This window comes from Thermodesulfovibrio yellowstonii DSM 11347 (assembly GCF_000020985.1).
In the GTDB taxonomy this organism is placed as follows: Bacteria; Nitrospirota; Thermodesulfovibrionia; order Thermodesulfovibrionales; family Thermodesulfovibrionaceae; genus Thermodesulfovibrio; species Thermodesulfovibrio yellowstonii.
This window is the reverse complement of sequence record NC_011296.1, coordinates 941,299-966,817: the sequence shown is the minus strand read 5'-3', so window position 1 is coordinate 966,817 and position 25,519 is coordinate 941,299. Positions and strand designations below refer to the sequence as shown.

The 25,519-nt window shown below is 32.4% G+C and carries 27 protein-coding genes and 5 tRNA genes; 26 read left to right on the top strand and 6 right to left on the bottom strand.

Annotated elements, in window-relative coordinates:
- From THEYE_RS04970 to THEYE_RS04955, 4 genes are all read left to right on the top strand, one after another.
- A tRNA-OTHER gene (locus THEYE_RS04970) sits at positions 1 to 93 on the top strand.
- A gap of 72 nt (positions 94 to 165) precedes the next feature.
- A tRNA-Phe gene (locus tag THEYE_RS04965) sits at positions 166 to 238 on the top strand.
- A gap of 71 nt (positions 239 to 309) precedes the next feature.
- A tRNA-Lys gene (locus tag THEYE_RS04960) sits at positions 310 to 382 on the top strand.
- Positions 383 to 389: 7 nt separating this feature from the next.
- Positions 390 to 464: transfer RNA gene (locus tag THEYE_RS04955), tRNA-Glu, on the top strand.
- A gap of 96 nt (positions 465 to 560) precedes the next feature.
- Here the strand turns inward: THEYE_RS04955 and THEYE_RS10630 are convergent.
- Positions 561 to 665: an RCKP-type rubredoxin-like domain-containing protein gene (locus THEYE_RS10630; protein ID WP_028842779.1), complete on the bottom strand. Its 105-nt coding sequence runs from the start codon at positions 663 to 665 to the stop codon at positions 561 to 563.
- 236 nt (positions 666 to 901) lie between these two features.
- Between THEYE_RS10630 and THEYE_RS04945 the strand changes: the two genes are divergently transcribed.
- Positions 902 to 2,206, top strand: coding sequence for a UDP-glucose dehydrogenase family protein (locus THEYE_RS04945; RefSeq protein ID WP_012545232.1), 1,305 nt, complete (start codon positions 902 to 904; stop codon positions 2,204 to 2,206).
- On the opposite strand, the gene THEYE_RS04940 is transcribed toward THEYE_RS04945, so the two are convergent.
- A complete protein-coding gene (locus THEYE_RS04940; protein WP_012546473.1) occupies positions 2,203 to 2,796 on the bottom strand; it encodes a tetratricopeptide repeat protein in 594 nt (197 codons plus the stop codon). The two genes, THEYE_RS04945 and THEYE_RS04940, sit on opposite strands and share 4 nt — an antisense overlap.
- A gap of 42 nt (positions 2,797 to 2,838) precedes the next feature.
- On the bottom strand, positions 2,839 to 3,423 hold the full coding sequence (gene yedF / locus THEYE_RS04935; protein WP_012546665.1) for a sulfurtransferase-like selenium metabolism protein YedF: 585 nt from the start codon (positions 3,421 to 3,423) through the stop codon (positions 2,839 to 2,841).
- Between the two features lie 377 nt (positions 3,424 to 3,800).
- Here yedF and THEYE_RS04930 point away from each other — a divergent pair, with 377 nt between their 5' ends.
- The 13 genes from THEYE_RS04930 (at position 3,801) to THEYE_RS04870 (ending at position 17,506) form a co-directional block, all read left to right on the top strand.
- Positions 3,801 to 5,426 (top strand): NADH-quinone oxidoreductase subunit D-related protein, encoded by a 1,626-nt coding sequence (locus THEYE_RS04930; RefSeq protein ID WP_012545774.1) that lies wholly within the window; start codon positions 3,801 to 3,803, stop codon positions 5,424 to 5,426.
- The gene (locus tag THEYE_RS04925) at positions 5,419 to 5,907 is read left to right on the top strand and encodes a 4Fe-4S dicluster domain-containing protein (protein WP_012546832.1); all 489 of its coding nucleotides are present in this window, start codon (positions 5,419 to 5,421) and stop codon (positions 5,905 to 5,907) included. The genes THEYE_RS04930 and THEYE_RS04925 overlap by 8 nt, the downstream gene beginning before the upstream one ends.
- A gap of 9 nt (positions 5,908 to 5,916) precedes the next feature.
- Positions 5,917 to 7,368 (top strand): hydrogenase 4 subunit D, encoded by a 1,452-nt coding sequence (locus THEYE_RS04920; RefSeq protein WP_012545947.1) that lies wholly within the window; start codon positions 5,917 to 5,919, stop codon positions 7,366 to 7,368.
- Positions 7,369 to 9,429, top strand: coding sequence for a complex I subunit 5 family protein (locus tag THEYE_RS04915; protein WP_012545958.1), 2,061 nt, complete (start codon positions 7,369 to 7,371; stop codon positions 9,427 to 9,429).
- A complete protein-coding gene (locus tag THEYE_RS04910; protein WP_012545098.1) occupies positions 9,429 to 10,343 on the top strand; it encodes a respiratory chain complex I subunit 1 family protein in 915 nt (304 codons plus the stop codon). The genes THEYE_RS04915 and THEYE_RS04910 overlap by 1 nt, the downstream gene beginning before the upstream one ends.
- A gap of 1 nt (position 10,344) precedes the next feature.
- On the top strand, positions 10,345 to 10,989 hold the full coding sequence (locus tag THEYE_RS04905) for a hypothetical protein (protein WP_012546771.1): 645 nt from the start codon (positions 10,345 to 10,347) through the stop codon (positions 10,987 to 10,989).
- The gene (locus THEYE_RS04900; RefSeq protein WP_012545435.1) at positions 10,986 to 12,443 is read left to right on the top strand and encodes a complex I subunit 5 family protein; all 1,458 of its coding nucleotides are present in this window, start codon (positions 10,986 to 10,988) and stop codon (positions 12,441 to 12,443) included. Before THEYE_RS04905 ends, THEYE_RS04900 begins: the two co-directional genes overlap by 4 nt.
- 10 nt (positions 12,444 to 12,453) lie before the next feature.
- On the top strand, positions 12,454 to 12,924 hold the full coding sequence (locus THEYE_RS04895; protein ID WP_012546559.1) for an NADH-quinone oxidoreductase subunit B family protein: 471 nt from the start codon (positions 12,454 to 12,456) through the stop codon (positions 12,922 to 12,924).
- On the top strand, positions 12,911 to 13,378 hold the full coding sequence (locus THEYE_RS04890; protein WP_012546218.1) for a hydrogenase 3 maturation endopeptidase HyCI: 468 nt from the start codon (positions 12,911 to 12,913) through the stop codon (positions 13,376 to 13,378). The genes THEYE_RS04895 and THEYE_RS04890 overlap by 14 nt, the downstream gene beginning before the upstream one ends.
- Before the next feature lie 372 nt (positions 13,379 to 13,750).
- Positions 13,751 to 14,329, top strand: a complete 579-nt coding sequence (locus tag THEYE_RS04885) for a superoxide dismutase (RefSeq protein WP_012545523.1) — start codon at positions 13,751 to 13,753, stop codon at positions 14,327 to 14,329.
- Positions 14,330 to 14,338: 9 nt separating this feature from the next.
- Positions 14,339 to 14,962: a TusE/DsrC/DsvC family sulfur relay protein gene (locus tag THEYE_RS04880; RefSeq protein ID WP_012546864.1), complete on the top strand. Its 624-nt coding sequence runs from the start codon at positions 14,339 to 14,341 to the stop codon at positions 14,960 to 14,962.
- Entirely contained in the window at positions 14,962 to 16,677 is a 1,716-nt protein-coding gene (locus tag THEYE_RS04875; RefSeq protein ID WP_012545733.1) for a 2-oxoacid:acceptor oxidoreductase subunit alpha, read from the top strand. Before THEYE_RS04880 ends, THEYE_RS04875 begins: the two co-directional genes overlap by 1 nt.
- Positions 16,655 to 17,506: a 2-oxoacid:ferredoxin oxidoreductase subunit beta gene (locus THEYE_RS04870; RefSeq protein ID WP_012545968.1), complete on the top strand. Its 852-nt coding sequence runs from the start codon at positions 16,655 to 16,657 to the stop codon at positions 17,504 to 17,506. Before THEYE_RS04875 ends, THEYE_RS04870 begins: the two co-directional genes overlap by 23 nt.
- 12 nt (positions 17,507 to 17,518) lie before the next feature.
- Here THEYE_RS04870 and THEYE_RS04865 read toward each other — a convergent pair whose 3' ends face one another.
- Entirely contained in the window at positions 17,519 to 18,373 is an 855-nt protein-coding gene (locus tag THEYE_RS04865) for an NAD(P)-dependent oxidoreductase (protein ID WP_028842785.1), read from the bottom strand.
- A gap of 79 nt (positions 18,374 to 18,452) precedes the next feature.
- On the opposite strand from THEYE_RS04865, the gene THEYE_RS04860 reads away from it, so the two are divergent.
- The 7 genes from THEYE_RS04860 to THEYE_RS04830 all read left to right on the top strand — a co-directional run bounded on the left by THEYE_RS04860 (position 18,453) and on the right by THEYE_RS04830 (position 23,237).
- A complete protein-coding gene (locus THEYE_RS04860) occupies positions 18,453 to 19,022 on the top strand; it encodes a UbiX family flavin prenyltransferase (RefSeq protein WP_012545244.1) in 570 nt (189 codons plus the stop codon).
- The gene (gene hemH, locus THEYE_RS04855; protein ID WP_012546394.1) at positions 19,015 to 19,938 is read left to right on the top strand and encodes a ferrochelatase; all 924 of its coding nucleotides are present in this window, start codon (positions 19,015 to 19,017) and stop codon (positions 19,936 to 19,938) included. The genes THEYE_RS04860 and hemH overlap by 8 nt, the downstream gene beginning before the upstream one ends.
- Before the next feature lie 12 nt (positions 19,939 to 19,950).
- Entirely contained in the window at positions 19,951 to 20,319 is a 369-nt protein-coding gene (gene queF / locus THEYE_RS04850) for a preQ(1) synthase (RefSeq protein ID WP_012546535.1), read from the top strand.
- Between the two features lie 20 nt (positions 20,320 to 20,339).
- A tRNA-Arg gene (locus THEYE_RS04845) sits at positions 20,340 to 20,413 on the top strand.
- 10 nt (positions 20,414 to 20,423) lie between these two features.
- Entirely contained in the window at positions 20,424 to 21,221 is a 798-nt protein-coding gene (gene mtnP / locus THEYE_RS04840; RefSeq protein ID WP_012546405.1) for an S-methyl-5'-thioadenosine phosphorylase, read from the top strand.
- Positions 21,208 to 21,690: a L,D-transpeptidase family protein gene (locus THEYE_RS04835; RefSeq protein ID WP_012545184.1), complete on the top strand. Its 483-nt coding sequence runs from the start codon at positions 21,208 to 21,210 to the stop codon at positions 21,688 to 21,690. Before mtnP ends, THEYE_RS04835 begins: the two co-directional genes overlap by 14 nt.
- Positions 21,687 to 23,237, top strand: coding sequence for an AAA family ATPase (locus THEYE_RS04830; protein WP_012546127.1), 1,551 nt, complete (start codon positions 21,687 to 21,689; stop codon positions 23,235 to 23,237). The genes THEYE_RS04835 and THEYE_RS04830 overlap by 4 nt, the downstream gene beginning before the upstream one ends.
- A 1-nt stretch (position 23,238) precedes the next feature.
- Here the strand turns inward: THEYE_RS04830 and THEYE_RS04825 are convergent, their stop codons facing one another.
- A complete protein-coding gene (locus THEYE_RS04825; RefSeq protein WP_012546087.1) occupies positions 23,239 to 24,105 on the bottom strand; it encodes a tetratricopeptide repeat protein in 867 nt (288 codons plus the stop codon).
- Positions 24,106 to 24,161: 56 nt separating this feature from the next.
- Here THEYE_RS04825 and THEYE_RS04820 point away from each other — a divergent pair, with 56 nt between their 5' ends.
- Entirely contained in the window at positions 24,162 to 24,683 is a 522-nt protein-coding gene (locus THEYE_RS04820; RefSeq protein ID WP_028842791.1) for a hypothetical protein, read from the top strand.
- On the opposite strand, the gene THEYE_RS04815 is transcribed toward THEYE_RS04820, so the two are convergent.
- Complete coding sequence (locus THEYE_RS04815; protein ID WP_012544946.1) at positions 24,619 to 25,518, bottom strand: cation diffusion facilitator family transporter; 900 nt, start codon at positions 25,516 to 25,518, stop codon at positions 24,619 to 24,621. The genes THEYE_RS04820 and THEYE_RS04815 overlap by 65 nt on opposite strands.
- Position 25,519 lies beyond the last annotated feature (1 nt).

Genomic DNA, 25,519 nt, shown 5'->3' with positions numbered 1-25,519 from the left:
GAGGGATGCGAGACTGGTGTCTCTCCTGGTCTGCAAAACCAGTGATGCACGAAGATTTCGTGCAGTGGGTTCAATTCCCACCATCCCTCTCCACGAGAAAGAGGAATTTATTTGACTTTTTAGGGCAAAATGTATTATTTTTAAATAATCTTCGTTGCTTTAAATGGGCAGGTAGCTCAGTCGGTAGAGCAGGGGCCTGAAAAGCCCCGTGTCGGCGGTTCAATTCCGTCCCTGCCCATTTAAAATGTAAAACTCTAATGATATTTGACAAAAATTTCTTTAAAAGTTTAGATTATTAAAGTATTTAATGGGCCGCTAGCTCAGCAGGCAGAGCACCGCCCTTTTAAGGCGGGTGTCGTTGGTTCGAATCCAACGCGGCTCATTTTAATGTCCCCATCGTCTAGCCAGGCCTAGGACATCGCCCTTTCAAGGCGGTAACAGGGGTTCAAATCCCCTTGGGGACGTATAAAAAAGCCGTGGTTTATGCCACGGCTTTTTTATTTTACAGCGTAGAAGCCAGGTTTTTTAAATTTACAAATAGGGCATGCATTTTTAATTTTTTAAACTTTTTCCATTGTACCTGTTTTACCACATTTTGGACATTTTTTCGGTTTACATTTCCCCTCTTTCGTTGTTCCGCAGTTACTACATTTAAAAGTTGCCATTTTTACATCCCTCCTTTATTGTTTAATAATCATTCTAAATTAGAATTATTTTAAATTAAAATTTTTATAAAGTCAATTTCAACTTAAAACTAATTTTGAAGAAGTCATTCAAAGACATGCTTTATTTAGAAAGGAACAACAATTCTGGGAAATAATATTTTTTAGTAATTTCAGACAGAATATATAGATAAGGTATAATATTAAATACAAAATTTATATAACAAGGGGGATTATTCATGCATATAGCTATAATTGGGACAGGGTATGTTGGACTTGTTACAGGTGCATGTTTTGCTGAATTCGGAGTTTTTGTAACTTGCGTAGATAAAGATCATGAAAAAATTAAGAAACTTAAAAAAGGAATTATCCCATTTTTTGAGCCAGGACTTGAAGATATTGTAAAAAGAAATTTAAAGGAAAATAGATTAAAATTTACAACTCGTATTGATGAAGCTATTAATGAATCTCTTGTAGTATTTATTGCTGTAGGAACACCACCTCGTGGAGATGGCTCTGCAAATCTTGAATATGTTGAAGAAGTTGCAAAAGAAATCGCAAAAAATATGAAAAGTTATAAAGTTATTGTTACAAAAAGCACAGTTCCTGTTGGAACAGGATTAATGATAAAAGAAATTATCAAAAAAAATCTTGAAAAACCTGTTGAATTTGATATTGTTTCAAATCCTGAGTTTTTAAGAGAAGGCTCGGCTGTTGAAGACTTTATGCGTCCCAATAGAGTTGTAATCGGAGCAGAAAGTGAACAGGCAATTGCAATAATGAAAGATCTGTATAGACCCCTATATTTAATTGAAACTCCCTTTGTAATTACAGACATAGCAACATCTGAATTAATAAAATATGCTACTAACAGTTTTCTCGCCACTAAGATATCTTTTATCAATGAAATATCAGCATTATGTGAAGCAGTTGGAGCAAATGTAAATACTGTTGCTAAGGCAATGGGACTTGATGGAAGAATTGGTTCTAAATTTCTTCATGCAGGTATAGGTTTTGGAGGTTCATGCTTACCAAAGGATACAATGGCACTTGTTAAAATTGCTGAGGAAAAAGGAGTTGAACTCAGTATTGTTAAGGCTGCAATTGAGGCTAATCAGAGACAAAAAGAAAGATTAACTGCAAAAATAATAAATGCATTTGATAACAATATCCAAGGGAAAACAGTAGGTATACTTGGTTTATCATTCAAACCAAATACTGATGATATTAGAGAATCTCCAGCACTATACATAATTCACACTCTTTTAAACAAAAAAGCATTACTAAAAGTTTATGATCCTGCAGCAATGGAAAATACTAAAAATATTTTTCCTGATATAATCTACTGTTCCGATCCCTACTCCGTTGCAAAAAATGCTGATGCATTAGTAATTGTTACAGAGTGGAATCAATTTAGGAACCTGGATATTGAAAAAATAAAAAATCTTATGAATGGTAATCTCTTTTTTGATTTCAGAAATATCTATGATCCGCAGAAAATAAAACAGTTAGGGTTTAAATATTTCTGTGTGGGAAGATATTAAAAACTTTTTTCAAGAATAGCTTGAAAGCATGGATGGTTTCTTATAGAATCATATGTTTTTGATGTTTTAAGATATTTCCAATTATTATAGCCTTTTGTGATTGCTTTTTTTAACCACTTACAAGCTTCCTCAGGCATTCCTTTTATAGCAAAAAGCTCTGCCATGCTATTTAATGCATATATATTATTAGGATTAAGCTCCACTGATTTCTTTATATCTTTTTCAGCTTCTTCAATCTTACCCATTAATAAATAAGTAAATCCTCTATTGTTATACGGCATACCATTATGGGGTTTTAATTCAATAGCTTTATTATAATCAGCAATAGCTAATTCATAAAGTCCAAGAACAGAATAAACTATTCCGCGATTATTGTATGCAAGAAAATATTCAGGATTTAACTCTATAGCTTTGGTATAGTCTGCTATTGCAAGATGATAAAGTTTTTTTCTGTAGTATGCATTTCCTCTTTCTTTATATGCTTGATAATTATCAGGTTCTTTTTCTATGATTTTTGTATATTTGGAAATAGCAATATCATGCTTTTTTCTTCTTATAAATTTTAAATTTTTATTTAATTGTTGAGGCATATTTAAATTTTATTTTGTTTTATATTTTTATTTCAACAATGGTTAACCAATCCACACAGTTTTGTGAAAATCAAACATTCCTTCAACAAAATGATTTGTTGTACCTCTATATCCAACTTTTAAACTATCCTCAAGATTGTAATATTTAAGACATGTTCCACATGTAAATATTTCCGTTCCCATTTGTTCAACTTTTTTAAGAATGGATATAAATTCTTCATCTATGGTTGATAACTTGACAGCTGTATTCATTAAAAAAATCATTTGAGGTAACTGCCCAGTTACTATCATTGTATCAAAAAAGGCTTTCATAAGAATCCTTCCGAGATTTTCGTCTTTTCCTATCACATCTGATGAAATAATAACAAGTAAATTTTTTTTAATTGCTTTTTCAGATATGTTATTGAGCTGGCATGTATAACCTTTAACTATTTTTAGCTTCCAGTAATTTTCATTTTTTTCAACTTCATAGTAATATCCGAATCTTGTAGCATATTTTTTTAAGTTTTCTAAAGACCCTTCATTGTCAACAATTATAGTTAATACCCCTTCTTCAATTTTTGATAATGCATTCTCAGCAAGTATAATGGGTTTAGGACATTCAAGACCTCTTGCATCTATTTCCATAATACCTCCTCCTACGAATAATTTTGAGACTATTCAAAAACTTGTAACCTATTGAAATTAAATAAATTACAAGTCCTAAATTTTTTCAATTACCTCCCTCTGTCATTCCGAGCCGAGCGAAGCGAGCCCTGAGCCGCAGGCAAAGGGTCTGCAAGGAATCCTCAGATTCCGATTTAATGGGAGATCCTTAGGCTTTGCTTCAGGATGACCCTTTGGGTCAGATTCCTCGCGCCCATTGAGGGTGCTCGGAATGACCTTCAGTAATTGAACAGCCTCATAATTTTTCCACATATTCAAATTATAGCAAAAAAATATTATTTGAGTATTAGTAATTATTATTTGAATCTAATTTACTTTTTTATATATAATCTTTTATTATGAGTGAAATCAGGGAAACTATAGTAAATATAACCGATAAGGTTGAAACGACAGATGAGAACCTTATTGTATACTCAAAGCCTTCCCAAATAAAAGAAGTTGCAAAACTGCTTGTAATGCAAGGAGCAAGATTTGCTCATCTTACAGCAATTGATTTCATTAATCAAAAAAATCAAATTGAACTTAACTACTTTTTTTCACTTATTGATGACAGCATGAATGTTATTGTAAAAATTCCTCTGGAAGCCTCAGAACTTTCAATATCCTCAATCTCCGAAATAATTCCTGCAGTTATATGGTCTGAGAGAGAATGTAATGATTTATTTGGTATAAATTTTGAAGGTCATCCTGATCCAAGAAGACTTGTTCTACCAGATAATTGGCCCCAAGAAGTTCATCCATTAAGAAAAAATTTTTCTTACAACAGTAAACCACCTGAATCAAAACAACCTGCTCCACTTAAAAAACCTGAAGAAGGTAAAACAGTTATTCCAATTGGACCATTTTATCCATCACTTGAAGAACCCGCTTACTTTAGATTGATTGTGGATGGAGAAGAAATTGCTGATTTTGACTACAGAGGTTTTTATGTGCATAGAGGTATTGAAAAACTTGCTGAGAGTGTTTTGAATTATCAACAGATTCCGTTTCTTGCAGAAAGAATTTGTGGTATCTGCGGATTCGTTCATTCATGTGCTTACTGTCAAGCAGTTGAAAAAGCTGCTGGTATTGAGATTCCTTTAAGAGCGAAATTTATTCGTAGCCTTTTTCTCGAACTTGAGAGACTCCATAGTCATCTTTTATGGGTAGGTTTAGCAGCTCATATTGTTGGTTTTGATACGCTTTTTATGCAGGCTTGGAGAATTCGTGAACCAGTAATGTATATCTGTGAAATTATTACAGGAAATAGAAAAACTTATGGCATAAATATTGTTGGAGGAGTGACAATAGATGTTCATAACCAGCACTTAAAAGATATAGACAAGGTAATCTCTCAAATTGAAAAGGAAGTAAGAGAACTCAGAGAAATTATTCTTGATGATGAGGTAATACAATTAAGATTTAAAAATGTAGGGGTCTTAAAATACGATGATGCTAAAAAGTACTGTGTATGCGGTCCTGTTGCAAGAGGTTCAGGAATAAATATTGATATGAGAACTAATTTCCCATATGCTGCTTATCCGATGTTAAATATTAGAATTCCTTTGAACAAATCAGGAGATGTATGGGCAAGAACCATCGTAAGGTTAGAGGAAATTTTAATTTCAATAAATATTATCAGACAGATTCTTGAGAATATTCCAGAGGGACCAACTTCAATAAAAATCTCAAAAATTGAGCCATGGAAAGAGGCAGTCTCATATATTGAAGCACCAAGAGGACAACTTTTTCATTATGTCATGACAGGACCAGAGGGAAGACCTTACCGATGGAGCGTAAGAGCTCCATCATATCAAAATTATCAGGCTCTCTCAGTTATGCTTAAAGGGGCTTCAATAGCTGATGCTCCTTTAATTATTGGAAGCATTGACCCGTGTTTTTCCTGCACTGAAAGATATGAAATTGTTGATTTAAAAACAAATTCTATAAAGGTCTATACAGCAGAGGAATTAAAAAATGTTTAAAAGCAAGATAAAAGCACTTTTACTATCATCAAGACATAAAAAAATCACAAGACCCTATCCATTTGTTCCGGTTACTCCACCGGAAAATCTAAGAGGAAGGCTTGAGGTTGACCCTAATAAATGCATAGGATGTGGCAATTGCGTGAGAACATGTCCTTCAAGATTAATAACTATTGAAAATTACAAAGATGAAAGAATAGTAATGTTTTCGTCAGGAAGATGTATATATTGCGGAAGATGCGCTGCTGCCTGTCCTGAAAAAGCAATTTGTATTACCCATGAGTATGAACTTGCAACTGATAATAAAAAAGATCTTGAGATTACTATAAAAATAAAAATGGTTAAATGCATTGTTTGTGGCAAGCCGTTTACTTCATTGAATATGTTGAATAAACAAATAGAAAGACTTCAAGATAAAAGTGAAGAGCAGATTAACAAACTTAAAATATGTGCTGAATGTAAAAGAAAAGGAAATGTTTAAGGATTATCTATGGATTTTCTTATATTAACACTAATTACACCATTTATAGGAGCATTTTTTGCTTACATATGCAAAAATAAAGCTGGATTTATGGCTTCTATTTTTTCTTTAATTACGCTTTTATTTGGACTGTTCAATTTTTTTGAGATTTCTATTTCAAAAATTAAGATTTATTACAATTTTTCACTCTTTAAATGGTTAAATAGTGAAATAAATTTCGGACTTATTTGTGACCCTTTAACATCAATTTTGCTTATTCTTATAATTGTAATTGGCTTTTTGGTCATTTTATATTCCGCTGGATATATGTCTCCTTTAAATGCTGATCATCAATTTTATAAACCCCTCGGAAATTATTATTTCTTCATGCTTCTTTTTATAGGTGCAATGGTTGGAATTGTTACAGCAGTTAATTTTTTACAGCTATTTTTCTTTTGGGAAATAACAACTCTTTGTTCGTGGGCATTAATTTCATATACAAAAGAACAAAAAGCTCTCTTTTCTGGATTAAAAGCCTTTATAATGACTCATATTGGAGGACTTAGTTTCTTGATTGCTCTTGCTTTAATGTATTCTGAAGCAAAATCATTTGATTTTTCTGTAATCGGGTCATTATCTACTAAGTCTCTTGTTTTTATCCTTTTATTTTTTGCAGCATCAGCAAAATCTGCTCAAATACCTCTTTTTACATGGCTACCAGATGCAATGGTTGCACCAACACCTGTAAGTGCTTATCTTCATGCAGCAGCAATGGTTAAGGCAGGAGTTTATTTAATGGCAAGAATTTATCTTTCAAATGCTTCTTTGGCAGAAAGTGAAGCTTTTGTCATAGGAATAATTGCTATTTCAACAATGATGGTTTCAGTGATTTTATATTATTTCCAGGATGACTTAAAAAAACTGCTTGCTTATTCAACAATCGGTCATCTTGGATATATTCTTTTTGGTATATCTCTCGGAATTTATGGTTCAAAAACAGGGGGAATAGGAGGAATTTTTCATATAATAAATCATGGGTTTGCTAAAGGATTACTTTTTCTCTCAGTTGGTGCAATTGCCTATGCCACTGGCTCAAAAAGTATTAGAGAACTTCAAGGAGTCTCAAAAAGATTTCCTCTTTTTACGGCATGTTTTCTTACAGGAATGTTTGCGATAATTGGGATTCCACCTTTTTCAGGATTCTGGAGTAAATTTATGATTTTTACGGGAGCTTTTGAGCTTAAAAATGTGACTACAAATCTCTTTGGTTTAATTGCTATTTTTGAAAGCATTCTTGCTTTTTGCTGGTATATTTTTGTCGGACACAAAGTCTTTTTCGGTGAAGCATCACAAAAGGTATTGAACGCTGCTGATAAAATCCCTTTATCTATGAAACTTAGCTTAATATGTCTTTTAGTTCTGAACATTGTATCTCCTATAATTGGCTATCCTTTTATTAAAGCATTATTAGGAGGATATTAAATGCAATATATTGATGTTTCCTTTTTAGCTCTAATCTCAGGGATGGTTTTAACATCTTTTATTAAAAATAAAAATTTTTCTGGATTTATAACATTAATTATGATGATTTTTTCTTCATTTTGTATTTTTTATTTTTCCTTAGATGTAATAATTGAAAACAAATTTATTGAACAGGAAATCTTTTCACTTAAACCACTACTGAACTCTTCTTTTACTATAAGTATTGATTCTCTCTCTGCTTTATTTCTGTTGATAATATCTCTGGTTTCTTTTTGTGTATCTTTATTTTCATGGAAATATCTTGATGTATATAAAACGAACTCGCCAAAAAGATTTTATCCATTTTTAATACTACTTTTTATTGCCTCTATTGGAGTAGTCTCTGTAAAAGATTTTCTCTTTTTCATAGTGTTCTGGGAGTTGATGACACTAAGTTCATGGTTTCTTGTTATTTTTGAAAGAGAAAAGAAATCAGCACTTAAAGGAGGACTTCAATACTTTATTGCAACACATGTGACAACAGCTTTTTTAATTCTTGCTTCTGTAATACTTTATTCATATAGCAATGATTTTTCTTTTAAAGAAATCAATAAAAGTTTTTCATTAATAATAAAAAATCAACCTTATCTATCTCATTTTATTTTATTCTGTATTTTCATAGCTTTTGTGACAAAAGCTGGTGTTCTTCCTTTTGGATTCTGGTTACCAAATACATATCCTCAACCTCCATCATCAGCTTCTTCTTTTTTTGGTGGAGTAATGTCAAAGCTTGCAGTTTATGCACTTTTTAGATTTTTCTGCTCAGTAATACCTTTTTCATTTCATACTCAAATATGGGGATTTATAATCGCATCTTTCGGAGTTTTTTCAATCTTTGTGGGAACAATTGCTGCTCTAACACAGGATGAAGCTAAGAGACTTATGTCATTTCATGCCATTGGACAGGTTGGATATATGTTCCTTGGGATAGGAGTAGGACTTTATTTTATAAGAATTAATCCTTTTCTTGCTTCTATTGCATTAGTTGGAGGATTATTTCATGTTTTTAATAATTCTATCTATAAAAGTCTCTTGTTTCTCAATGCTGGCTCTATTTTTTATAAAACAGGAACTACTGACCTGAATAAGGTCTCAGGATTGATGAAAGTAATGCCTCTTACAGCAATCACCGCGCTGATTGGTTCTTTATCAATAGCGGGAGTTCCACCTTTTAATGGTTTTATATCAAAACTGCTGATTTTTGAATCATCAATCTGGTCAGCAAAACAGTCAGAAGTATTCTTCTTGATAAGGGGAGCATTTATAGTTTTTGGAATTATCTCTGTTTTTATCTCTGCCGTAACCTTAGCATCTTTTCTTAAATTTGTAAACTCAGCTTTTATGGGAAAGCTTCAAGGTACAATTGATGAAAAAAGGAATCTACCATGGAGTATGGTTTTATCTCAAATAATACTTGCATTTATTTGCCTTTTAGCAGGGCTATTTCCTTTTATTCCTTTAAAAATTATTTATAACGCGGTAATTGCTTCATCTGGTTCATTACCAAAATTTTCCTCAGTATTTGTTGGTAATATGTTAGGAGTTGGTATCAATTTTGTTGAAAATTATTCCCAAGGTGCCTGGTTTCCTATTTTTATCATGATTCCTTTAATAATTCTGACTATTTTAATTTTTTCTTTTGAACGATATGCTAAAGCACCAAAGAGAGATGTAGAAACATGGTATGGCGGTAAAGAACATGCTCCTGAAGAAGTGGTATACAAGGGGCATAGTTTTTATCAGCCATTTAAAGATCTCGTGAGCTTCAAAATAGGAAAGATTCAATTTAAAGGATTTTATCCAGTTGGAATTCCAGCAATTAAATTTTCGGTACCAGAAAGCTTTTTAAAAATTCTTCGAGTTGATGAATGGCTTTACTATCCCATTGTAGATAAACTGACAAAATTTTTTGAATTTTTAGCTCAGATTTATAATTCAATAACAGAAAAATATATTATATGGCTAATATTTGGTAGCATCTTCATTTTTATTTTACTTTTTTATTTTTCAGGAGGAAGGTAATGAATCCTGAATTTGTAATTTTTTCATCCATTGTGAATATATTAATTGTTTTAATTTTATCCCCATTTTTTGATGGATTTACAAGAAAAGTAAGAGCATTAATACAAAGCAGAATCGGACCTCCTCCCCTTCAATCTTACTACGATATTATCAAATTAATGGGCAAAGAAGATTTAAAGTCAACAATAAATCCGCTTTTCAGACTTTCACCATATCTTTCAATTATAAGTATCGGTATGGCATCTCTTTTAATCCCCATAACAGAATTAACTCCACCATTAAACTTCTGGGGCGATATATTTCTTTTTATTTATATAATCACAGTTGTTGGAATTGCAATAATTATTACAGCCTCTGCCTCAGAAAATCCCTTTGCTTATATCGGAGCTTCAAGAAAAATGATGCTTCATCTTTCAGTTGAACCAATTCTCGCAATTGCTCTTATAACAGGTGCTATAAACGCTGGTTCTTTTAAAATTGGAGATATAGTCTTATGGTATTATTCAAATGGTCCAAATGTTTCAATGCTTTTGTCAACAGTATGCGTATTTCTTTCACTTCAGGCACTGATTGGTAAAATTCCTTTTGATATATCTGAAGCTGAACAGGAAATCGCAGAAGGTGTTTTAATTGAATTAAGTGGTCCTAAGTATGCGTGCGTTAAATGGGCAAACATGTCAAGACAGGTTCTTTTCTGCCTTGTATTTACACAAATTTTTGTTCCTTGGCCCTTTTTAGAAAACGATTTACTGAATATATTAATTGCATTAGTAAAAGTCACAGCAATTATTTTTATAAGTACACTTATTGAGGCTTTAAATCCAAGACTCAGGATTGACCAAGCATTGAAATATAATTTAACTCTTGCTCTTTTTTCATTAACATCTATACTTTTAGCTCTATTAGGAGTGTAATATGGAAATAATCTACATCGCAATTTTATTTTTTACTTTTCTTACAGGCGAAGCTAAAAATTTAAAATTTTCAGTTTTAAGTCTTGTCCCTCATTCTCTGTTTATTGTTATTGCAGTTTTTACTATCGGATACATCAATGAAATATCATCTCTTTATCTCATAGGAATATTAGATTTAGTTGTAAGAGCCATTTTAATGCCAATTCTTTTACTTAAATGTCTAAAAAATAGACTTGAAATAGAAACAAAACCATCAATATCTCATCCTCTTTCTATAGCTTTATCAATAGTTGTGCTTTCTGTTGGTTATCATTTTGTTGAAATATTTAAATCATTCTATCTCCCTTATGTAATTTCAAGCTTTTCATGTGGATTGACTCTTTTTATTTATGGTTTTTGTCTCTTTATGTCTAAAAGAGACATTGTAAAAATGATAATAAGCTTTTTTATTATTGAAAACGGCATCCATTTTTTAATAATAAGCATGATTCCACATATGCCAAAATTTATTGAGATTTCTCTAACTTTTAATTTCATTATAGCTATACTATTTTTTGTTTATCTTATTATCAGACTAAATGAAGTATTTGTTAAAGAAGAGATTAAAAAATTTAAAGAATCAAACTCTCAAAGGAGTCAACTATGAGCTTTGAATGGTTGATATATTTCTTTAGTTTCATAGCTCCTTCTTTGGCATCTTTGATAGTTTTTCTTTTCGGTAAAAAAAGATTTATAAAAGAGTTAATTTCAATTTTATCAATAAGTTTAGCTATATTCTCTACAGCTTCATGCTGGAATGCCTTAAATCTATCAGATAAAAAGGCGTTGTTGCTTACTCAAACATTTTATATAGATGGATTCAGTATAATTATGCAATTAATGGTTGAGTTTGTTGCTCTAATGGTAATTTTATATTCATCAGCTTATATTTCCAAAGCATACAGCCATAGAAAAGAAAACTTTCATATTTACTATAGTGTTATACTTCTTTCAACAGGATTTATGAATCTCACATTCAGTTTGAATAATCTTTTCTGGTTGTATATTACACTTGAACTCGGTAGCATTCTTTCGGTTTATCTTATTGTCTTTAATTTAAATAAAGAATCACTGAAAGCAGGATTTAAATATCTTATTTTAATTAATGTAGGAATTCTTTTTAGCTTGTTGGGGATTATTTTACTTTTCTATATGGCTGGAAATCCTGTAATGATAACCAATATTGGAGAAGTTATTAAAAGCTTACCCAGAAATATTGCTTTGTTGTCAGCATTTTTATTTATTATAGGATTTTTTACAAAAGTAGGCTTGATACCATTCCATCTATGGCTACCTGACTCATATGCAGAATCTCCTTCAGCAGTTACAGTATTTTTAACCGGAGCTGTAACAAAACTCGGATTTTATGGATTGGTTCGTACAGTAACAATATTCTCGTTTAACTATGAAGAGATAAAGATTTTGGTAATAACTCTTTCATCATTGAGTATGTTATTTGGAGCTATTCTTGCATTTAATCAAAAAGATATCAAAAAACTTATAGCATATGTAAGTATCAGTGAAATGGGATTTATTGCATCGGCTTTAGTTTTAAAAACATATGAAGGAATATTCGGAGGAGTATTTCATCTTATCAATCACACTCTCATGAAAGGAGCATTATTTTTTGCTACAGGTGCAATAATTTATACATGTGGAAGCAGAAAGATTGAAGAAATAAAAACATTAATAATCAAAATGCCTGCGATTACAATATCATTTTTTATAGGAACCTTAGCAGTAGGAGGGATGCCTCTCTTTGCAAGCTTTTTAAGTTCAATTACAATATTTTTGGCGCTTACAAATGAAGGATTTTTATTAGTATCTATATTGTTAATTGTTTCAGAGTTTTTAAGTGTTGTCATTCTTTTAAAAACTGCTATATCAATATTCTGGCAGAAAAATGACAAAAGTAAAGTTTCTAATAGTTCAGTACCATTTCTGATGATATTTTGTACTGGATTATTTGTTGTATTGCTAATAATTTTTGGAATATATCCAGAAATTATTTATCCTATAATTGACAGTGCAACAAGGGGGATTATTAAAATTATAGACTAAGGGGGCTAAAATGTCCTTGCTTAAAAAATTAGCTGAGAAAGCACTCAAAAAATCAGTATGGATATTTCATGTTAATACTGGAGCATGTAATGGCTGCGATATAGAACTTCTTGATGTACTCACACCTTATTATGACATTGAAAGGTTTGGGATGAAAGCGGTCAGTTCACCAAGACATGCAGATGCATTGGTTATTTCAGGTCCTGTAACAAGACCTACTGTAGAATTTGTTAAATCAGTCTATGAGGCAACTCCTGAACCAAAAATTGTTATTGCTCTTGGCTCATGTGCCACAGCAGGCGGAATATGGTTTGACAGTTACAATGTAGTTGGCGGAGTTGATAAAATAATACCTGTTCATCTATACATACCAGGATGTCCTCCACGTCCTGAAGCAATTCTTTTTGGAATTGCCCAAGCACTTGGTATATCAAAAAAGAAAATAAAGCCTCTCGTAGCTGAACAAATTGGAATTAAATGAATTTTTAAATAACATTAGGGGAAAAGTTTTAATTGCAGGAATAGGTAATCCTCTTAGAGGAGATGACGCTGTTGGCTCATATATCGTTAAAGAACTTAGCAATAGGAAAACAAATGCAATTTTAATTGATTGCGAAGAACAACCTGAAAGATTTATTGAAAAAATAATTCAGAAACAGCCAGACACTGTTATTTTTATTGATGCTTTCCATATGCAACAAGAACCAGGCTCTGTAGCTTTTCTAAAAGAAGAAGATTTACAAAACATTAAAATTTCAAGTCATCAGACTAATCTTAAAATGTGTATAAAATATATAAAATCAAGAATCAAAGGTAAAGTTCTCATAATCGGTATTCAGCCTGAAAATACCAATTTTGGCAAACCAATGAGTGAAAAAGTTTTAAATACAGCTGAGATTCTAAAGAATTTTTTAATCCATCATATTATTCAATAAAAAAATTTTTCATCTCCGGATACTGTCTCTTAACCTTAGAGAGAAGAGATATTGACAATTAAAATTTTATTTGTTAATATTGATTATAAAATTTACAGAGGCTGTTTAATTACTAAAGGTCATTCCGAGCACCCTCAATGGGCGCGAGGAATCTGACCCAAAGGGTCATCCTGAAGCGAAGCCTAAGGATCTCCTCCTTAAATCGGAATCTGAGGATTCCTCGCAGACCCTTCGCCTGCAGCTCAGGGCTCGCTTCGCTCGGCTCGGAATGACAGTGGAGGTAATTGAAAAATTTTAGAACTTGTAATTTGTTGATTTTCAATAAATTACAAGTTTTTGAACAGTCTCAAATCTATAATTTAGGAGGTAATTATGCCATATGAGGCAAAGGATTATTCAAAACTGATTGGCATGCCAGGTTTTAGTGAGACACTTCTTAAAAATCACTTCACACTATACCAGGGATATGTTACAAACACAAATAAAGTTCTTGAGATTCTTGAAACAATGTTAAAGGAAGGCAAAACAACCATACCCGAGTATGCAGAACTTAAAAGAAGGCTTGGCTGGGAATGGAATGGTGTTAGACTTCATGAGTACTACTTTGAAAATCTTGGTGGAGATGGAGTATTTCCAAAGGATGGGAAATTAGCAAAACTTATCAATGAAAACTTCGGAAGTTTTGAAAACTGGCTTAAGGATTTTAAAGCCACAGGCACAATGCGTGGTATAGGCTGGATAATTCTATATCAGGATATCCTCTCAGGAAAATTAATTAATTTCTGGATTAATGAACATGATGTAGGGCATCCAGCTGGCTGCAATCCCCTTCTAATAATGGACGTTTTTGAACATGCATTCATGATTGATTATGGACTAAAAAGAGCAGATTACATTGAAGCCTTCTTTAAAAACATAAACTGGAAAGAAGTAGAAAAAAGAATTAGATAGGAGCTAAAAATGGCTTACACAATTGAAGATTTAAAAAATAAAATATTTGAGATGTACCCGGAAGTAAAACAACAGAGTTTCAACGTTAACATTTATTACAGTGAAGAAAAACAATCCTACATAATTAGATTTCAAAAGGGAACATCTGAACTAATAACCCATCTTGATAAGCAAGATGCAGACGATTGCATGAATAATGTAAAATGTGTTTATCTTGGAGTGCAGATTGGACAGTTCATTAAAAACTTCACCGAAAAGGAACGATTTGAAAGGGAAAAACCTGAAGAAGTGGCTCAGTACAAAGCAATTGAGAAGACAGTCGCCCTTGATGAAGGAGGATACCTAAAAAACATCAATGATTGGAATGAAAAAGTAGCTCAGATGATTGCAATAAAAGAAGGCGTGGGAACTCTCACAAAAGAGCAACTTGATATAGTTAAATTCATTCATGAGTACTATAAAATTTACAATTATTTCCCTGTTTTAAGCCATGTCTGTAAAAACATTAATCAACCAAAGGATTGCATTGCAGAAAAACTAATAGACCCGATTGTTGCATGGAAAATTGCAGGTCTTCCAAAGCCTGATGACAATTTAATTAACATCGTCAAATATGGCGTAACTCCTACATAATGGATTATTCAATAAAAATAGGTGGTGAAGCGGGACAGGGAATCCAGACAATAGGTGAGACCCTGTCCCGCATATTTGCTCGGGCAGGTTACTATGTTTTCACCCATCAGGACTATGAATCCCGCATAAGAGGTGGACACAATTTTTATCAGATTAGAATATCCAATAATCCCGTAACTGCCTCAAAAAGTGTCATTGACATTCTCGTTGCCCTTGACAATGAAAGCATAACCCAGCATGAAAGAGAATTAAAACCAAATGGACATGTCCTTTATGATTCCTCATTTTTAAGACAAAAATTTGAGAAATCTAATTTTCTTGATATTCCACTATCTGAATTAGCAGTAACTTATGGTGGAAGCAAAATAATGGCAAATACCGTTGCAGTTGGTGCAGTAATTGGAATGCTTGGAATGTCTCCTGAGATTATGTATGAACTTATAAAGAAAACTTTCAAGAAAAAGGGTGATGATGTTATATCAGCAAATTTAAAGACAGCAGAAGCAGGTTATAAATTTGCAAAGGAGCGATGCCTTACCTGTTCATTCGTGATATCAGGGTTGGAGACTTCCAAAATGCTGATTACAGGCAATGAAGCAATTGGCGCCGGTGCAATTGCGTCAGGATTAAATTTTTATTCAGCCTATCCAATGACTCCATCAACGGGAATTTTTAATTTTATTGCAGAAAACGTAAAAGATTTCAGCATAGTGGTTGAGCAGGCTGAGGATGAAATTGCTGCCATAAATATGGCAATAGGTGCATCCTTTGCTGGAGTAAGGGCAATGACTGGAACTTCAGGGGGTGGCTTCGCTTTGATGGTTGAGGGAGTATCTCTTGCAGCGATGACTGAGACTCCTCTTGTAATAGCCCTCGCTCAGAGACCTGGTCCTGCAACTGGATTGCCTACAAGAACTGAACAGGCTGATTTACTGTATGCTCTCTTTGCAGGACATGGAGAGTTTCCAAAAGTCATATTTGCGCCGGGAAGTCCTGAAGAAGCGTTTTATCTTACTAATAAAGCTTTTGACTTGGCTGAAAAGTATCAGATTACTGTCATAATTCTCACAGATCAATATCTTGCAGACAGTCAATGGAGCTATAAAGACTTTGACCTTACAAGTTTGAAATATACTGATTATAGAATTAGAGAAGAATTTCAAAAGCTAAAAGAATACAAGCGTCATACCTTTACAGAAACAGGGATTTCACCCTTAGGGATTCCTGGACGTTCCTCTCATCTTGTGGTAACAGACAGTGATGAGCATGATGAGGAAGGACATATTATTGAGGATGCAGAGACCAGAGTAAAGATGGTTGAAAAGAGACTTTTTAGAAAAATGCCTCTTATCAGGGAAGAAATTGCTCCACCCCAACTTTATGGAATTCAATCTCCAGATATTGTAATTGTTTGTTGGGGCTCAATGTATGGAATTGCAAAGGAAGTCGTTGATGAACTCTCTGATAAATTTAAAATTGCTATGCTTCATTTCAGTGAGATATATCCTTTTCCTGAACAACAAAACTGGATAAATGTGCTAAAAAATGCAAAGTTATCAATAGGTATTGAGCAAAATGCTACGAGTCAATTTGCAAGACTCGTAAGAATGGAAACAGGATTTAGCATTCAAAATCACATAAATCGCTATGATGGAAGACCCTTTACAGTAGAGGAACTAAAGGAGAAAGTTTATGTCTACCTTACAAGATTATAGTGGACAGAAACCTGCCTGGTGTCCAGGATGTGGTAATTTTTCAATACTTAAAGCTTTCAATGAGGCAATGGCAGAACTTGGACTGAACCCTCATGAATTTGTAATAGTCTCAGGCATTGGACAGGCTGGAAAATTTCCGCATTATACGAGATGTAATACCTTCAATGGACTTCATGGAAGAACACTACCTGTTGCAACAGGAATTAAGCTTGCCAATCATAAATTGAAGGTATTTGCTGTGGCAGGTGATGGTGACTGCTATGGTGAAGGAGGAAATCATCTTATTCATGCCATAAGGCGTAATATAGATGTGAAACTTTTTATCCATAACAATCAGATTTATGGACTTACTAAGGGACAGGCATCACCCACCTCTATGAAAGGAATGATTACAAAAACTCAGCCTTTTGGGGTTTTTTCAGAGCAGTTTAATCCATTGGCAATGGCAGTTGCGCTTAATTGTAGTTTTGTTGCAAGAGGTTTTGCCGGTGATATGGAGCATTTAAAAGCACTAATCAAAGAAGCAGTAACTCACAGGGGATTTAGTCTAATTGACATTCTTCAGCCATGTGTTAGCTTTAATAAAATAAACACCTTTGAATGGTACAGACAGAGAGTATACAGGCTTTCTGAAAATTATGATCCTTTTGACAGAGCTAAAGCCTTTGAAAAATCCCTTGAATGGGGTGATAGTATCCCTATAGGAGTTGTTTATAAAACATCAAGACCTGTATTTGAAGAACAAATTCCTGTGATTAAGGAAAAGCCTCTTGTTGAGCAAAAACTTGCGTTTGAAAAGATTAAAAGCCTTATCGGAAAGTTTTATTAGTTTCAGTTACTTTTAGAAGTTTTTAAAAATTTTATAAATGCTGGAGAAGTCTTCATTTTCAACTCCTTTTAATAGAGCTGTAGCATAAATCTCCTTGAGAATGCTTCCAGTGAATAATGGTCTTTTCAGGAGTTTTGCTAAATCATGAATATAGTCTAAATCTTTGTAAATCAAAGCGTTTGTAAAATGTGGTGTAAAATCTTCATCAATAATCTTTTGTTTCTTTACATTGAGAACCATAGAATTTCCCGCACCTGAAAGTAATATTTCAATTGCCCTCTCTTTATCTATACCCGATTCTTCAGCAAATACAATAGCTTCTGCCAGAGTTGCCATAAAACTGCCAAGAACAAGGTTATTTATCAGCTTCATTTTTGTTGCAACTCCCTCTTTTTCAAGATAAAATATACTTTTACCAATTTTCTCCAGTATGAACTTTGCTCTTTCAAAAGCAGTTTTATCACCACTGACAAGTACTGTTAAAAGTCCTTGAGAAGCTGGAATTACACTTCCCAATACAGGAGATTCAAGATAATAAGCACGTTTCTCCTTTAGAAGACTATAAAATTCTAAAACTTCCTCAAAATGATTTGTTGTGGTATCAATAACTATTTTATTTTCACAATTACCATAAATAAGCCCATTTTGATTGATTAGCACATCCTTTACAGCAATACTGTCTTTTAGATTAAGAATAAGCATATCTACTTGAGATATAAGCTCCGACGGAGTATTAGCTATAAGACATCCTAATTCCTTTGCTTTGTCAATAGTTCTATTCCAGACAATCAATTCAACACCTTCTGAAATTAACCTTTTTGCCATAGCCTTTCCAAGATTTCCAAGTCCTATAAAACCTATTTTCATCATTTATCCTCCTACAAAAATTTTTTCCTATTTTAATCCATCTTTATGACATTACATCAATATGTTACTATATAAAATAATGGAGAAATTTATTTTAGCAATAACAGGAGCTTCAGGTATAATTTACGGAATCAGACTTCTTGAAGAACTTATTAAAAATTTTGAAATATCTTTAATTTTATCTAATTCAGCCTTATATGTGATGAAACTGGAAACAGAAATTAAAAATTTTCATGAGTTTAAAGAAAGGTTCAATAATCCTAAAATAAAATTTTATTCTGAAAACCAAATTGATGCTCCTATAGCAAGCGGCTCTTACAAAACTCGTGGCATGTTTATCGTTCCGTGCTCTATGAAGACTGTCTCAGCAATTGCTCACGGTTACGCAGATAATCTAATTACAAGGGCTGCTGATGTAACAATTAAAGAAGGTAGAAAACTTATTATTTCACCAAGAGAAATGCCTCTTGGTATAATTCATCTTGAAAATCTACTTAAACTTGCAAGAATTGGTGTTATTGTAGCACCCCCAATTCCTGCATTTTATAATAATCCAGAAAGTATTGATGATATAGTCAACTTTGTTGTTGGTAAACTTCTTGATTGCATAGAAATTGAGAATAATCTTTACAGGAGATGGAATGGATAAAATTGGGGTATTATTACTCAACATGGGAGGACCTGATAGTCTTACAGCAGTAAAGCCTTTTCTTTATAATCTTTTCAGTGATCCATACATAGCAAACTTTGGTTTTATGCAGAAACCACTGGCATGGTTCATTTCTTTCTTCAGAGCCGAGAAAGTAAAAAAAGCATATCAAAAAATTAAAGGAAAATCTCCATTAAAAGAAATCACAACTGCCCAAGCAATAGCAGTTGAAAAAGCTCTGGGTAACAATTTCAAAGTTCTTCCTGGAATGCGTTATTGGCACCCGTTTATTGAAGAATCTCTAAATGAATTAAAAAAATCAGATATAAAAAAGATTATTGCACTTTCGCTTTATCCACAATTTTGCAGTGCCACAACATCATCTGTAGTTGAAAAATTTAAACAATGTGCAAATGGATATTTTGAGTTCAAAATTATTAGTTCATGGTGTGATTATCCTTTATTTATTGATGCATGGATTGAGCAGATTGAAAAATCCTTTGAAAAATTTGGAAACGACTGCTTTGTTCTCTTTAGTGCTCATGGTATCCCTCTTTCACTTTATAAAAAAGGAGACCCTTATATTTTGGAAGTTGAAAGAAGCGTCAAAGCTATTGCCAATAAAATGAAGTTACAACAATTTAAAATAGGTTATCAAAGTAGAACAGGACCTGTTAAATGGGTTAAACCATCAACTGAAGAAATAATTGAAGAACTGGCTAAAAATGGAAATAAAAAAGTATTAGTTGTTCCAGTGAGTTTTGTTTCTGACCATATAGAAACTTTATATGAAATTGATATTGTTTATAAAAAAAAGGCAAATGATTTTGGAATACAACTCCATAGAGTTGATTCATTGAATACTTCACCGAAATTTATTGAAGCTCTAAAAAATCTTGTATTAGAATCTGTATAAGGGGGAAAATTAATGTTATATGGGGAAAAAGCCATAAAAGAAGCATTACTTGAAGCATGGGACAATCCATACCCTGATAGAGATTATAAGATTGAAATAAGTTTTCCTGAGTTTACCTGTTTATGTCCAAGGTCTGGATATCCTGATTTCGCAACAATAAAAATAAGCTATATTCCTGATAAAAAAATTGTTGAACTTAAATCTTTAAAGCTTTATCTTAATTCTTATAGGGACAAATATATTTCTCATGAAGCTGTTACAAATAAAATTTATGAGGATCTACATAATCTTCTTAAGCCAAGAAATTTAGAAGTAATAGGTGATTTTAATCCAAGAGGGAATGTGAAAACTATAATAAAAGTTTCCTCTGAGTGTAAATAAACTATGTTATAATATTTTTAGCGCCCATAGCTCAGTAGGATAGAGCGGCGGACTACGAATCCGTAGGTCGGGGGTTCAAATCCTCCTGGGCGCATTTGGGAAAAATGCATAACAAACAACAGGTGAAAATAGGAATAATTGGCGGCAGCGGACTCAGTGAATCAGAGGCAAAAAAAGAAATTATTACCATAAAAACACCTTATGGTGAACCTTCCTGCCCTTATGAAATAGAAAAAATTGATGATATAGAAGTTTTATTTCTCAGACGACATGGACAAAAACACAGCATACCACCCCATAAAGTTAATTATAGAGCCAATATTTACGGATTTAAAAATTTTGGAATTGAAAGAATATTTGGAGTTTTTGCTACAGGCTCACTAACTGAAAACATACCACCTGGCAGCATTGTAATACCCAATCAAATTATAGATTTTACTCAAGGAATGAGAGCTAATACTTTCTATGAAGAGAAAAAGGTTGTTCACATAGATTTTACAGAACCATTCTGCAGTGAAATAAGACATTATTTATTAGAAACAGCCAGGAAAATCGGCATTAATGTAATCTCTCATGCTACATATATATGTGTCAATGGACCAAGACTTGAGACCGCTGCTGAAATAAAATTCTTTAAAAATATTGGTGCTGATATTATTGGTATGACAATTATGCCCGAGGCTTCCTTAGCACGAGAAGTTGAAATTTGTTATGCAGCAGTGGCTGTTGTTGCCAATTATGCTGCAGGAATATCAAAATTTCCTCTTACAGTTAAAGAAGTTATTGAAACGATGGAGGATTCACTTGATGCAGTTGGTTTCCTTATAAAAGAAACCATAAAAAAATTACCTGAAGAAAGGAAATGTCTCTGCAAACATGCTCTCAAGAATGCTTCTTTTTAGCATTTTAATTTTTATTTTTTCTGTTAATACCTCTTTAGCGTATGAAACTGTTGATTTAGTAGTTGTTATTAAATCAAAAAGAGCTATGTTTCTAATGAAAGAAGGGAAAATAGTTAAAGCTTATAAAGTTGCGCTTGGCAAAACTCCTGTAGGGAAAAAGGTTTCGCAAGGAGATGGCAAAACACCTGAAGGAAGATATTACATAATAGGAAGAAATCCAAACAGTAATTTTTATAAAGCCCTAAAAATATCATATCCAAATGAACAAGATATTGAACAAGCAATAAAGTTACATGTAAATCCTGGTGGTGGAATTATGATACATGGACTTTCAAAACATGTTGAATATCTTGGTAAATATCACATAATTGATGACTGGACAGAAGGCTGTATTGCTGTAACAAATGAAGAGATGGATGAAATATGGAAGCTTGTACCTGATGGAACCCCAATAGAAATTCTACCATGATAGAGCTTGATTTAAATGAAGAATTCGTTAAAGCTTTCCATTTAGCTGAAAATACAGAGAAGAACTTATTTATAACTGGAAAAGCAGGGACAGGAAAATCAACATTTTTAAATTACTTCAGAGAAAATACAACAAAGAATATTGCAGTAATTGCACCAACAGGCGTAGCAGCAGTAAATGTTAAGGGACAGACAATTCATTCTTTTTTTAATTTTAAACCTGATATTACTTTGTATAAAGTAAAAGAAATTAAACCCAAAAATCCAAATCTTTATAAAAAACTTGACTGCATTGTTATTGATGAAATATCAATGGTAAGGGCTGATATTCTTGACTGTATTGATAGTTTTTTAAAAATTCATGGACCAAATAAAAAGAAATCCTTTGGTGGTATTCAGATGATATTTATCGGTGATTTATATCAACTTCCTCCTGTTGTTACATCCAAAGAAAAGGGGGTATTCAAAGAACTCTATAAAACTCCATATTTTTTTAGCTCTAATGTTTTTCAAAAATGCGATTTTGAATTTATTGAACTTGAAAAGGTTTACAGACAGTCAGATAGTGCTTTCCTTGAAATTCTTAATTCAATAAGGAATAATACTGTTACAGATGAGATTATTGAAAAATTGAATCAAAAAGTCAACCCTGATTTTAATCCTCCGGAAGATGACTTTTATATTTATCTTACAACAACCAATAAAATGGCAGAAGAAGTAAACTTTGATAAACTTTCAAGAATTAAAAATAAAGAATTTAAATATTACGGATTTGTTGATGGAGAATTTAGTGAACAAGACCTTCCAACTTCTCAGGAACTTATACTCAAGGTTGACGCGCAGGTAATGCTTCTTAATAATGATTCAAAAGGAAGGTGGATAAATGGAGATATTGGTAAAATTGTTGAGATAAACACAAAAAAAGCTGAACCTGATGTAATACTGGTTGAACTTACAAATGGAGAAATTGTTGAAGTCACTCCATTTACATGGGAGATGTATGAATTTTACTATGACAAAAATAGAAAAAAAATTTTAACTGACGTCATTGGTCGGTTCACGCAGTATCCTTTAAAACTTGCATGGGCTATCACAATCCACAAAAGTCAGGGACTTACATTTGATAAAGTATTACTTGACATTGGAAGAGGGACATTTTCTCATGGACAGCTATATGTAGCTCTTTCAAGATGTCGTTCACTTGAAGGATTGATATTAAAAAAGCCTGTCTATCCGAAAAATGTCCTTCTTGACAGAAGAATAGTAAAATTTCTTACAGAATTTCAATATAACCATTCAGAAAAAAATCTCCCACTCCAAGAAAAAATTTCAATAATTGAAACGGCAATAAATGAGGGGAAAGAAATTGAAATAGTTTACCTGAAATCAACTGATATAAAGACAAAAAGATTAATTAAGCCTGTTTACATTGGAGATATGGAATATGCAAATAAAACATTTCTTGGTTTAAAGGCATTCTGCATGTTAAGAAACCAGGAAAGACATTTTAATGTTGAAAAAATCATAGATGTAAGGATTATTGATTAGACTATCTCAAAAGATCTCTCAAATTTTGAGCAAGATTATTGTCCATATAAAATAATATTGAGACTTGTTTATAAGCTTCTTCTTTTCTATTTGTTAAATAGTAAACTACACCTTTAAGATAATGCAAATATGGAGAATTCAATCCTGAGTTATTAATAACTCTCAATGCTCCTTCAAAATTCTTTTCAATGATATAAATTCCAACAAGCTTTATGATTGTCTGTTCTTCGTCTTTTGGTAGCATCTCAAAATATTCCTTTGCTTTCTTAAAATCACTGAGATAGTAGTAAATAAGTCCAATTTTGTTTATAATTTTTTTGTTTTTTGGTTCCTGTTTGAGCAATTCTTCATAAATTGATAACGCCTTACTCCACTGCGCATTTTTTTCATATTGCTCAGCTAATGCAACATAATCAGATAAAAGGATTTTTTCTTGTTTAATCTCTATTTTTTTAAATTCAGATGGAAAAAGTTCTTTAACCTTTGGAAGAATTCTTTTCTTATTTTCAATAAGCAATTTTATATCTTTATCTATCAATATTTCTTCTGGATTAAAATAAAGAGATTTTCTCTGAGAAAAATCAATTAATAACAACGCAATCCCTTTTAGTTTATCAATAATTATAGAATCCTTTACAGGATAAACATATCCATCCTGCACAACAATTAACTGAGAACGTGGAACAGTAATCCACTTTTTTATAGGCTGTATTTTTGTCATATAAATATCATCCCTTTGAGTTTCAAGAAGTCTATAACCCTGAAAAGGATTTGAATTTTCATCAATAACAAAAACATAGGCTGATTCACTAGCGGAAAGCAGAGTGGGAATAAGGAGAAACAAAATAATTAAAATTAAATTTCTCATTTAAATATTTTATCACAACTTTTTAACCACAAGGTTTAAAATTAATTATGCATTTAATGAATGAAAAAATAGATATCCTTAAAGATAGAGTTAAAGAATTAGAAAAAAAAGGCATCTTATCCAGGATAGAAGAATTACTTAAACAACTAAAAGAGTTTATAATTCAAGAAGATAAAGAAAGATTACTCTCTGGAATGACTGAAATATGCGCTAAATGTGGCAAAGAGGGTAAAGCCTGTTGTGGCAGTGCAATAGAATTTAAATATACGGATGAACTTCTTCTGATAAATATTTTATTAGGAACAAAGTTCCCTGATGAACCAGAATTTCCTGATATGTGTTTTTTCCTTACAACTTCAGGATGCGTTCTTTTTGCAAGAGATGCTTTTTGTATTAATTTTATATGCGATAAAATAAAAGAAAAAATACCCTTAGAAAAATTGAAAAGACTGAGAGAACTTGAAGGGCTACATCTCCAATTACAGTTCAGACTTGAACAGATACTTAAACAAATTAGTGGTGACCGTGATTCATTGATTTTTTATGATCACAGTAAATTGAACTATTTTCACATCTAATACATTCTATCTGAATAACACTGTGCTTAATTCCGATATTTGTAAGTTTATTCTCAATCTGTTTTCTTATTATATCAGCTTCACTTAGGAGGCAGTTATCCACCACTACATGAGCTGAAAATGCAGTAACTCCATATCCAATTGACCATATATGAACATCATGGATATCAATAATCCCTTTGATTTTTCTAATTTCATCTGATATGGTTTCTATATCAAAACCCTTTGGAACAAAGTCAAGAAAAATCCAGAGTGAATCTTTAACAACTCTTATTCCACCCAAAATGATAATAAAACCTACAAACCAGCTTATTAAAGGGTCAACTATAAGCCATCCTGTAAATTTTATTATTAAACCAGCTATAATTACTCCTGCAGAGGAAACTGTATCTCCAAGAACATGAAGCCAAGCGCTTTTAATATTTAAATCTTCATGTTTATGTCCTAAAATCCAAGCCATTACAAGATTGCCAATAAAACCAAAAAAAGCCACAGGAAGCATTATATTAAAATCAATATGAGGAGGATTTATCAGTCTTCTATATCCTTCAAAAAATATTAGTCCCGCAATCACAATGAGGCTTACTCCATTTATAAAAGCTGCAAGAATCCCAATTTTATGATACCCATAAGTAGCTTTTTTACCTGAAGGTTTTCTTACAATAATTGATGCAAGCAAGCTTAAAATTATTGCGAAAGAATCTGTAAAAACATGTCCTGCATCACTTAGTAAGGCAAGACTATTGCTGATGATGCCACCTATAAGCTCAGCTATAAATATAAAAAAAGTTATACCGAGTGTGAGAGTCAGTTTTTTTGTAGATGAATACTCCATT